Origin of the sequence: Nonomuraea glycinis (genome assembly GCF_014646515.1) — a bacterium.
In the GTDB taxonomy this organism is placed as follows: Bacteria; Actinomycetota; Actinomycetes; order Streptosporangiales; family Streptosporangiaceae; genus Nonomuraea; species Nonomuraea glycinis.
Map to the genome: position 1 here is coordinate 416,155 of NZ_BMNK01000008.1, position 10,590 is coordinate 426,744.

2 protein-coding genes are annotated in these 10,590 nt (G+C 73.0%); both read right to left on the reverse strand.

What is annotated here, in order from left to right; translation table 11 throughout:
- Positions 1 to 31: 31 nt before the first annotated feature.
- Positions 32 to 5,413, reverse strand: a complete 5,382-nt coding sequence (locus IEY87_RS24455; RefSeq protein WP_308426452.1) for an SDR family NAD(P)-dependent oxidoreductase — start codon at positions 5,411 to 5,413, stop codon at positions 32 to 34.
- 12 nt (positions 5,414 to 5,425) lie between these two features.
- A partial coding sequence (locus IEY87_RS46755) for a type I polyketide synthase (RefSeq protein ID WP_189141078.1) occupies positions 5,426 to 10,590 on the reverse strand: 5,165 nt, incomplete at its 5' end.

Here is a 10,590-nt window from a genome sequence, read left to right on the forward strand (position 1 = left end):
TCGGTGCCTTTCCGGTCGCGGGAGTCATGGGTCACAGGTCGTTGTCGATGAGGGCGAAGATCTCCTCGTCCGAGGCGGAGTCGATCTTCTCCATGACGCCGCCGACGTCGTTCTGCACGGCGCCGCCTAGCTTGGTGAGCGCGCCCTGGAGGATGGCGGTGAGCCGGTCGCGCATGCTCCGCGCCTCGCCGTTGGCCGAGGCGAGCAGGTCGTCGACCCGTTCCAGGGCGGTGCGCAGCGTCTCCTCGGCCGTGGGTGGCGCCGGTACGAGGACTTCGGCGAGGTAGGCCGAGAGCAGGTGGACCGTGGGATGGTCGAACACGAGGGTCGCGGGCAGGCGCAGTCCGGTGTCGGCGTTGAGCCGGTTGCGCAGCTCGACGGCGGTCAGGGAGTCGAAGCCGAGCTGGTTGAACGCCTGGTCCACGTCGACCTGGTCGGGGTCGCCGTGCGCGAGGACGGCCGCCACGTGGTCGCGGACCGAGTCGGTCAGCGACCGCAGCGCCTCGTCCCTGCTCAGCTCGGCGAGTCTGGCCACCAGGCCCGTTGCGGCTCCCTTTCCTTGGGTACGGCGCGGCAGGCGTACCAGCCCGCGCAGCACTCCTGGCAGGTCACCGCCCTCGGCCCTGGTGCGCAGCCCGGCCGCGTCCCAGCGGGCGCCTATCACGACCGGCTCGGCGTCGCCGTCCAGCACGCCGTCGAACAGGCCCAGGCCCTCTTCCACCCGCAGCGGGGCGACGCCGGCGCGGCTCAACCGGGCCACGTCCAGACCGCCGGTCATGCCGGACTCGACATCCCACAGCCCCCACGCCACCGACACCGCCGGCAGCCCGGCCTCCCGTCGGTGAACGGCCAGCCCATCCAGGAAGGCGTTCGCCGCCGCGTAATTGCCCTGCCCGGCGTTGCCCACGACCCCGGCCAGCGAGGAGAACAACACGAAGAACCGCAGCGCCATCCCGCTGGTCAGCTCATGCAGGAACCAAGCCGCATCGGCCTTCGGCCTCAGCACGACATCCACCCGCTCGGGGGTCAGGCTCCCCACCACGCCGTCATCCAGAACCCCAGCCGCGTGTACGACCCCCGCCAACGGCCCCACCGAAGCCACGACCTCGGCCAGCGCATTCCGGTCGGTCACATCACAGGCCAGCACCCGAACCCGGGCCCCGGTCTCTTCCAGATCCGCGACCAGACCCGAAACCCCCACAGCGCCCGGCCCCCGACGCGACACCAGCACCAGATCCCGAACCCCATGCCGCTCCACCAACCGCCGCGCCACCAACGCCCCCAACCCCCCTGTCCCGCCGGTCACCAACACCGCCCCATCCCCACCTGGAACGGAAGGGAAAGCAGAGACGGGGACACCGGGCGAGACGGAGGGCTGGGAGGCGGTCGGGGTGGGGAGTGCTCGGCGGGCCAGACGGGGGGCCAGCACTCGGCCATCCACGACGCGGACCTGTGATTCGCCCGAGGCGAGCACCGAGGCCCAGTCGGTGAAACCCTCCGGCACCTCGGCCAGGACGAACCGGCCCGGCTGCTCACTCTGCGCCGACCGCACCAACCCCCACACCGCCGCACCCGCCAGGTCCCCCGGCCGAGTCGCGAACACCAACCGCGACCCCGCCAACCCCTCGTCCTGCACCGCCGCCAACACCCGCGACGTCAACTCACGCACCGCAGCCGGCACATCCACCAGCTCACTCACACACCACACCACCACCGGATCACCCGAACCCGAACCGAAGCCCGAACCGGAGCCCGAACCCGAGGCCGAGCCCGAAGGCGCCTCGACCCATTCCATGCCGTGCGGCGGGAGGCCGGTTCGGGTGGACGGGTGGACGTCGGCGGGCCGGGCGCGGAGGGAGCCGATGGACAGGACGGGCGTGCCGGTGACGTCGGCGGCCTCGATGACGGAGTCCTCGCCGGTGGTCGTGAGGCGTACGCGCAGGGTGGAGATCTCGGGGGCGTGCAGCCGGACGTCTCCGAAGGCGAACGGCAGCCGCAGCTCGTCGTCCCCGGCGGCCAGCACGAGGGGGTGGAAGGACGCGTCCAAAAGCGCGGGGTGGACGCCGAAGCCGGTGACGTCCAGACCATCGGGCGCGACCACCTCGGCGAACAACTCCTCACCACGCCGCCACAACGCCCGAAGCCCTTGAAAGGCCGGACCGTAGGAATAGCCCGACTCCGCCAACCGCTCATAACCCCCCTCCAACTCCACCACCACCGCATCCACCGGCGGCCACACCCCAGCCCACTCCCACACACCCCCACCAGCGGCCGAATCGCCCAGTACGCCCGAGGCGTGCCGGGTCCAGCCGTCGTCCTCGTCGTCCTCGGCGCGGGAGTGGACGGCGATCTGCCGACGCCCCGCGTCCGGCGGGTCCACGGTGACCTGGACAGTGACCGCGCCCTGCTCGGGCAGGAAGAGCGGGGCCTCGATGACCAGCTCGTCCAGCCGCGCGCAGCCCGCCTGCGTACCGGCTTCGAGGGCCAGGTCGGCGAAGGCGGCGCCGGGGAGCAGCACGCGGCCGGCCACGGCGTGACCCGTCAGCCAGGGCATGCCGCGCAGGGAGATCCGGCCGGTGAGCACGTAGCCGTCCCCGGCCATCGGGATGACGGCGTCGAGCATCGGGTGGCGCGAGCCGCCGACGCCCGCCCCGGGCAGCCGGCCGGACTCGCCGCCGACGAGCCAGAACCTGCGCCGGGAGAAGGCGTACGTCGGCGGCTCCCGGCGCGGGTGCGTCGCGGGGCGCAGCGCGTCGCTCCAGGTGACCGGCGCGCCGAGCACCCAGGCGTGGGCGAGCGCGGTGAGGAAGCGGCGGCGGTCGCCGGCGCCCCGGCGCAGCGTGTGGCAGCTGCCCGCGGGCACGCCCGCCGCGTCGCAGCTGGCTTCGGTGTCGGTGCCGAGCACCGGGTGCGGGCTGACCTCGACGAACAGCGGGGTGCCGGTGAAGGCGGTGACGGCCTGCTGGAACCGTACGGGGTTGCGCAGGTTGTCGTACCAGTACTGGGTGGTCAGCTTGGCGGGGTCGATGAGCTCGCCGGCGAGGGAGGAGCAGAAGCCGATGTCGGTGGCGCGCGGCCGCACGTCGGCGAGGACGGTCAGCAGTTCGTCGCGGAGCGCTTCGACGTGCGGGGTGTGGGAGGCGTAGTCGACCGCGATCCGGCGTACCCGCACGGTGTCACCGCAGGCGGCGGCGAACTCCTCCAGCGCTGCGACCTCTCCTGCCACGACCGAGCCGGCGGGGCTGCTGTGCACGGCCACCCACAGGCGGTCCGCCCACGGCTCGATCCGCTCCTGGACCCGCGCCGCGGGCAGCGCCACGGCGAGCATGCCGCCGCTGCCGCGAAGCTGGATCAGCGCGCGGCTGCGCAGCGCCACGATCTTGGCGGCGTCCGGCAGGGAGAGCGCGCCCGCGACGCACGCGGCGGCGATCTCGCCCTGGGAGTGGCCGACCACCGCCGAGGGCCGCACGCCGAGCGAGCGCCACAGCTCGGCGAGCGCGACCATGACGGCGAACAGCACCGGCTGGATCACGTCGGTGCCGTCCAGCGGGCGCGCGCCGGGCGCGCCACGCAGCACGTCCACGACCGACCATCCGGTGTACGGGCGCAGCGCCTCGTCACAGCGGAGGAGGGCGGCCCGGAACGTCTCGTCGGTGTCCAGGAGCTCCACCGCCATGCCGTCCCACTGCGAGCCCTGCCCGGGGAAGACGAACACTGGCCGGGCTTCGGCGTACGTCACGCCACTCGCGACCGCCGCATGCGGGCTGCCCTCGGCCAGCGCCGCCAGCCCGGCCAGCAGTTCGTCCCGGTCCTGAGCCACGACGACCGCACGATGCTCGAACCTCGCCCGCCGGGCCAGCACCCGCCCGGCGCCGGCCAGCTCGTCAGCGGCGATGTCCTGGGCGTAGGCGAGCAGCCGGGCGGCCTGCGCGCGGAGGGATTCGGCGGATTTCGCGGACACCGGCCAGACCAGCGGCTCCCCGGCGGCCTGTGCCACGCGCTCCGGTTCGGGGGTGCCCTCCACGATGACGTGCGCGTTCGTACCGCTGACCCCGAAGCTCGACACGCCGGCCCGCAGCGGCCGGTCGCCCGGTAGCTGCACGGCCTCCGTCAGCACCCGGACGCCGCCCGCGGACCAGTCGACGTGCGGGGTCGGCTCCTTGACGTGCAGCGTCGGCGGGAGCGTGCGGTGCTCCAGCGCCATGACCATCTTGATCACGCCGGCCACTCCGGCGGCCGCCTGGGTGTGGCCGATGTTCGACTTCAGCGAGCCGAGCCAGACCGGGCTGTCCTGGGAGCGGACGCGGCCGTAGGTGGCCAGCAGGGCCTGCGCCTCGATCGGATCGCCGAGTGTGGTCCCGGTGCCGTGCGCCTCCACCACGTCCACGTCACGCATGTCGAGCATCGCGTCGTCCAGCGCCTGCTGGATCACTCGCTCCTGGGCCGGGCCGCTCGGGGCGGTCATCCCGTTGCTGGCGCCGTCCTGGTTGACCGCGGAGCCGCGGATCACCGCCAGGATGCGGCGGCCGTTACGCCGGGCGTCCGACAGCCTTTCCAGTGCGAGGACGCCGACGCCCTCCGCCCACGCGGCACCGTCGGCGGTCGAGGAGAACGACTTGCAGCGGCCGTCGGGAGCCAGCGCCCGCTGGCGCGAGAACTCCACGAACGGCACCGGCGACGCCATCACCGACACGCCGCCGGCCAGGGCCAGCGAGCACTCGCCGCGCCGCAGCCCCTGTACGGCCAGGTGGAGCGCGACCAGGGAGGAGGAGCAGGCGGTGTCGACCGCCATCGACGGTCCCTCGAAGCCGAAGGTGTAGGAGACCCGGCCGGCCAGCACGCTGGCGGCGCTGGAGGTGAACAGGGTGCCTTCGACCGAGTCCGGCGCCTTGTCCAGGAAGCGGGTCGAGTAGTGCTCGTACATGCTGCCGGCGTAGACGCCGGTGCGGCTGCCGCGCAGCGTCACCGGATCGATCCCGGCCCGCTCCAACGCCTCCCAGCACGACTCCAGAAACAACCTGTGCTGCGGATCCGTCGCCAGCGCACTACGCGGACTCATCCCGAAGAACGCCGCGTCGAACTCCCCCGCCTCATGAACGAACCCACCATGACGCGTATACGACTTCCCCACAGCCTCCGGATCCGGATCGAACAACCCCTCCAGATCCCACCCACGATCAACCGGAAACTCCCCGATGGCATCCCCACCCGACACCACCAGATCCCACAACTCCTCCGGACTCCCCACCCCACCCGGATACCGGCACGCCATACCGACGATCGCGATCGGCTCATGCCTACGCCCCTGATCCTCGGACAACCGCTGACGAGCCTCCGCCAGTTCGACGGTCGCACGCCTCAGGTAATCGCGAAGCTTCTGCTCGGTCTCCATCGCTCCGGCCTTTCCAGTCATCACGGGAGTGGGTCACAGGTCGTTGTCGATGAGGGCGAAGATCTCCTCGTCGGAGGCTGAGTCGATCTTGTTCACCATCGTGTCGGGTTGGCCTTCCGGCTCCCCGCTGAAGCGGGCCAGGCCGCTCCGCAGCACGGCGACGAGCTTGCCGCGGATGATCTCGCCGTCGTCCTTGGCAGTGGTGAGCATCGACCCCACGTGCTCCAGGGCGCCGCGCAGCATGTCCTCGGGTGAGGGCTGGGCCGGGGCCAGCGAGTCGAGCAGGTGCTGGGCCAGCTCCCGTACGGTCGGATGGTCGAAGACGAGGGTCGCGGGCAGGCGCAGTCCGGTGTCGGCGTTGAGCCGGTTGCGCAGCTCGACGGCGGTGAGAGAGTCGAAGCCGAGCTGGTTGAAGGCACGGTCGACGCTGATCTTGTCCGCGCTGCCGTGCGCGAGGACGGCCGCGACCTGGTTGCGGACCGAGTCGGTCAGCAACCGCAGCGCCTCCTCCTTGCTCAGCTCGGCGAGTCTGGCCACCAGGCCCGCTGCGGCTCCCTTTCCTTGGGTACGGCGCGGCAGGCGTACCAGCCCGCGCAGCACTCCCGGCAGGTCGCCACCTTCGGCCCTTGCCCGCAGCCCGGCCGTGTCCCAGCGCGCCCCCACCACGACCGGCTCCACCTCACCGGCCAGAGCCGTGTCGAACAGAGCGAGCCCTTCCTGCTCGCCCAGCGGAGCGACCCCCGCGCGAGCCAACCGGGCGACGTCCAGGCCCCCGGTCATGCCGGACTCGACATCCCACAGCCCCCACGCCACCGACACCGCCGGCAGCCCGGCCTCCCGTCGGTGAACGGCCAATCCGTCCAGGAAGGCGTTCGCCGCCGCGTAGTTGCCCTGCCCCGCGTTGCCCACGACCCCGGCCAGCGAGGAGAACAACACGAAGAACCGCAGCGCCATCCCGCTGGTCAGCTCATGCAGGAACCAGGCCGCATCCGCCTTCGGCCCCAACACCACATCCACCCGCTCAGGCGTCAGACTCCCCACCACCCCGTCATCCAGAACCCCAGCCGCATGTACGACCCCCGCCAACGGCCCCACCGAAGCCACGACATCTGCCAGCGCATCCCGATCCGACACATCACAGGCCAGCACCCGAACCCGAGCCCCAACCCCTTCCAGATCCGCGACCAGACCCGAAACCCCCACAGCGCCCGGCCCCCGACGCGACACCAGCACCAGATCCCGAACCCCATGCCGCTCCACCAACCGCCGCGCCACCAACGCCCCCAACCCACCCGTCCCGCCGGTCACCAACACCGCCCCATCCCCACCTGGAACGGAAGGGAAAGCAGAGACGGGGACACCGGGCGAAGCGGAGGTCCGAAGGCCGATCGGGGCAGGGAGAACAGAGACGGGGACACCGGGCGAGGCGGAGGTCCGAAGGCCGATCGGGGCAGGGAGAGCAGAGGCGGGGACACCGGGCGAGGCGGAGGGTTGGAGGGCGGTCGGGGCAGGGAGGGCAGAGGCGGGGACACCGGTCGGGGCAGGGAGAGCAGAGGCGGGGGTACTGGGCGGGGCGGGGGGCTGGAGGGCGGTCGGGGTGGGGAGTGCTCGGCGGGCCAGACGGGGGGCCAGCACTCGGCCATCCACGACGCGGACCTGTGCTTCGCCTGAGGCGAGCACCGTGGCCCAGTCGGTGAAACCCTCCGGCACCTCGGCCAGGACGAACCGGCCTGGCTGCTCGCTCTGCGCCGACCGCACCAACCCCCACACGGCCGCACCCGCCAGGTCCCCCGGCCGGGTCGCGAACACCAACCGCGACCCCGCCAACCCCTCGTCCTGCACCGCCGCCAACACCCGCGACGTCAACTCACGCACCGCAGCCGGCACACCCACCAGCTCACTCACACACCACACCACCACCGGATCACCCGAACCCGAACCGGAGCCCGAACCGGCAGGCGCATCCGCCCACTCCACCCCGTAGAGCGGCAGACTCGCCGTACCGGTGGCCAAGGCCGGGACCGGGCGTACGCGCAGGGAGGCCAGGGAGAAGACCGGACGCCCTGAGGGGCCGGACGCGTCGATGGCGCAGCCGTCGGCGCCGGTCCTGGTCAGGCGGACCCGGAGCGCACCGGCCTCGGCCTCGTACAGGCGCAGGCCGCGCAGCTCGAAGGGCAGGCGCAGCCCGTCGGCCGGGTCGGCGACGAGCAGCGGGTGGAACACGGCGTCGAACAGCGCGGGGTGGACGCCGAAACCGGTGACGTCCAGACCATCGGGCGCGACCACCTCGGCGAACAACTCCTCACCACGCCGCCACAACGCCCGAAGCCCTTGGAACGCCGGACCGTACGAATAGCCCGACTCCGCCAACCGCTCATAACCCCCCTCCAACTCCACCACCACCGCATCCACCGGCGGCCACACCCCAGCCCACTCCCACACACCACCACCAGCGGCCGAATCGCCCAGTACGCCCGAGGCGTGCCGGGTCCAGCCGGCCTCGTGGTCGCCGTCCGGCCGCGAGTGCACCCGTACGGGCCGCGCCCCGGAGGCGTCAGAGGGATCCACGATGACCTGGACCGTGACCCCGCCGTGCCGTGGCAGCACCAGCGGCGCCTCGAACATCAGCTCCTCGACGAGGCCGAGCCCGGTCCGCGCGGCGGCCTCCAGGACTAGATCGGCCAGGACCGCGCCGGGCAGCACCACGGCCCCGGCGACGACGTGCTCGGCGAGCCACGGCGTGTCCGTCACCGACAGGCGGCCGGTGAGCATGGTGGGCCCGTCCTCGGCGAGCTCGACCTCGGCGCCCAGCAGGGGGTGGGCGACCTCGCGCAGGCCCACGGCGGGCAGGTCCGCGACGCGGGCGGGCGGGCCGAGCCAGTACCGCTCGCGTTCGAAGGCGTAGGTCGGCAGATCCACCCGGTTCCCCCGCGGGAGCAGCGCCGGCCAGTCGACGGGGGCGCCGGCCACCCAGGCGGCGGCGAGGCAGGCGGCCAGCGCGTCGGGTTCGGCGCGGTCGCGGCGGTGCAGGGAGAGGATCGTGGCGTCCTCGCCGGTGACGCAGTCGGGCGCCATACCGGCGAGCACGGCCTTCGGCCCGACCTCCAGGTAGAGGTTCACGCCCTGCTCCTCCAGCCGGGCGATCATCGGCTGGAACATGACGGGCAGCCTGATCTGCCGCAGCCAGTACTCGGGGTCGGTCCACGGGGTGTCGAGGACGCCGGTGAGGCCGGTGACGCTCGCGATCCGGGGCCGGGTGAACGTCACCGACTCCAGCTCGGCGGCGAACCCGGCGATCATGGGCTCCATCAGCGGGGAGTGGAAGGCGTGGCTGACGGTCAGCCGCCGGGTGCGCCGGCCGCGTTCGCGCCACTGTTCGGCGACCGCGAGGCAGGTCTTCTCGTCGCCGGAGATCACCACGCCGGCCGGTCCGTTCACGGCGGCGATGCCGGCCTTGTCCTCCAGCCCGGCCAGGGTGGGCCGGAGCTCTTCCGGCGTCGCGGCCACCGCGATCATGGCGCCGGGTGCGCGCAGCTCCTGCATGAGCCGGCCTCGGGCGGCGATCAGGCGGGCGGCGTCCGGCAGCGACCAGACACCGGCGACGTGCGCGGCGGCGAACTCGCCGACCGAGTGCCCGGCGACGTACGCGGGCGCGACCCCGAGCGCGTCCAGCAGCCGGAAGGCGGCCACCTCGAAGGCGAACAGGGCCGGCTGGGTGTACGCGGTCTCGTCGAGCAGCGCCGCTTCCGGCGTGCCGGGCGCGGCCCACATCACCTCGCGCAGTGGCCTGTCGAGATGTACGTCGAGCGCCGCGCACGCTTCGTCGAGGGCGGCGGCGAACACCGGCGAGGCGGCGGCCAGCTCCCGGCCCATGCCGGGCCGCTGCCCGCCCTGTCCGGTGAACAGGAAGGCGGTACGGGTGCGCTCGGCCGCCACTCCTTCGACCACCTCGCCTGCGGGCCGCCCGCCGAGGCCGGCGAGCAGGGCTTCGCGGTCGCGGCCGAGCACGACCAGGCGGTGCGGGTGCACGGACCGGGTGGCGACCAGGGAGTGGGCCACGTCGGCCGGGTGCGGCTCCGGCCGCGCGGTGACGTGCGCGTGCAGCCGCTCGGCCTGCGCGCGCAGCGCCTGCGCGGTGTGGCCGCTCACGGCCCAGGCGAGCGGGCCGGTGACGACCTGTTCGGCAGGGGCTGACTCAGGTACGGGCTCGGGGATGTACTCCTCGATGATGGCGTGCGCGTTCGTACCGCTGATGCCGAAGGAGGAGACGGCGGCGCGGCGGGGGCGCTCGCCGGGCGGCCAGTCGCGCGGGTCGGTGAGCAGCCGGACGCTCCCCGCGGACCAGTCGACGTGCGGGGTCGGCTCCTTGACGTGCAGCGTCGGCGGGAGCGTGCGGTGCTCCAGCGCCTTGACCATCTTGATCACACCGGCCACTCCGGCGGCCGCCTGGGTGTGGCCGATGTTCGACTTCAGGGAGCCGAGCCAGATCGGGCTGTCCTCTGTGCGGGCCCGGCCGTAGGTGGACAGGAGCGCCTGGGCCTCGATCGGGTCGCCGAGTCTGGTGCCGGTGCCGTGCGCCTCCACCACGTCCACGTCGCTCGCGTTCAGCGTCGCGTCGTCGAGGGCTTGCTGGATCACTCGCTCCTGGGCCGGGCCGCTCGGGGCGGTCATCCCGTTGCTGGCGCCGTCCTGGTTGACCGCGGAGCCGCGGATCACCGCCAGGATGCGGCGGCCGTTGCGCCGCGCGTCGGACAGCCTTTCCAGGGCGAGGACGCCGACGCCTTCGGACCACGCGGCCCCGTCGGCGGTGGAGGAGAACGCCTTGCAGCGGCCGTCGGGAGCCAGCGCACGCTGGCGCGAGAACTCCACGTAGGCGTCGGGCGAGGCCAGCACGGTGACGCCGCCCGCGAGCGCGATGGCGCATTCGTCCTGGCGCAGCGCGCGCACGGCCAGGTGCAGCGCGACCAGGGAGGAGGAGCAGGCGGTGTCCACGGTGAGCGAGGGGCCTTCGAGCCCGAGGGTGTAGGAGACCCGGCCGGACAGCACGCTGGGGGTGCTACCGGACAGGAGCACACCCTCGACCTCCGGCGGGACCGCGCCGTGCACGAACCGTGAGGAGTAGTCGTTGAACATGTTGCCGGCGTAGACGCCGGTGCGGCTGCCGCGCAGCGTCACCGGATCGATCCCGGCCCGCTCCA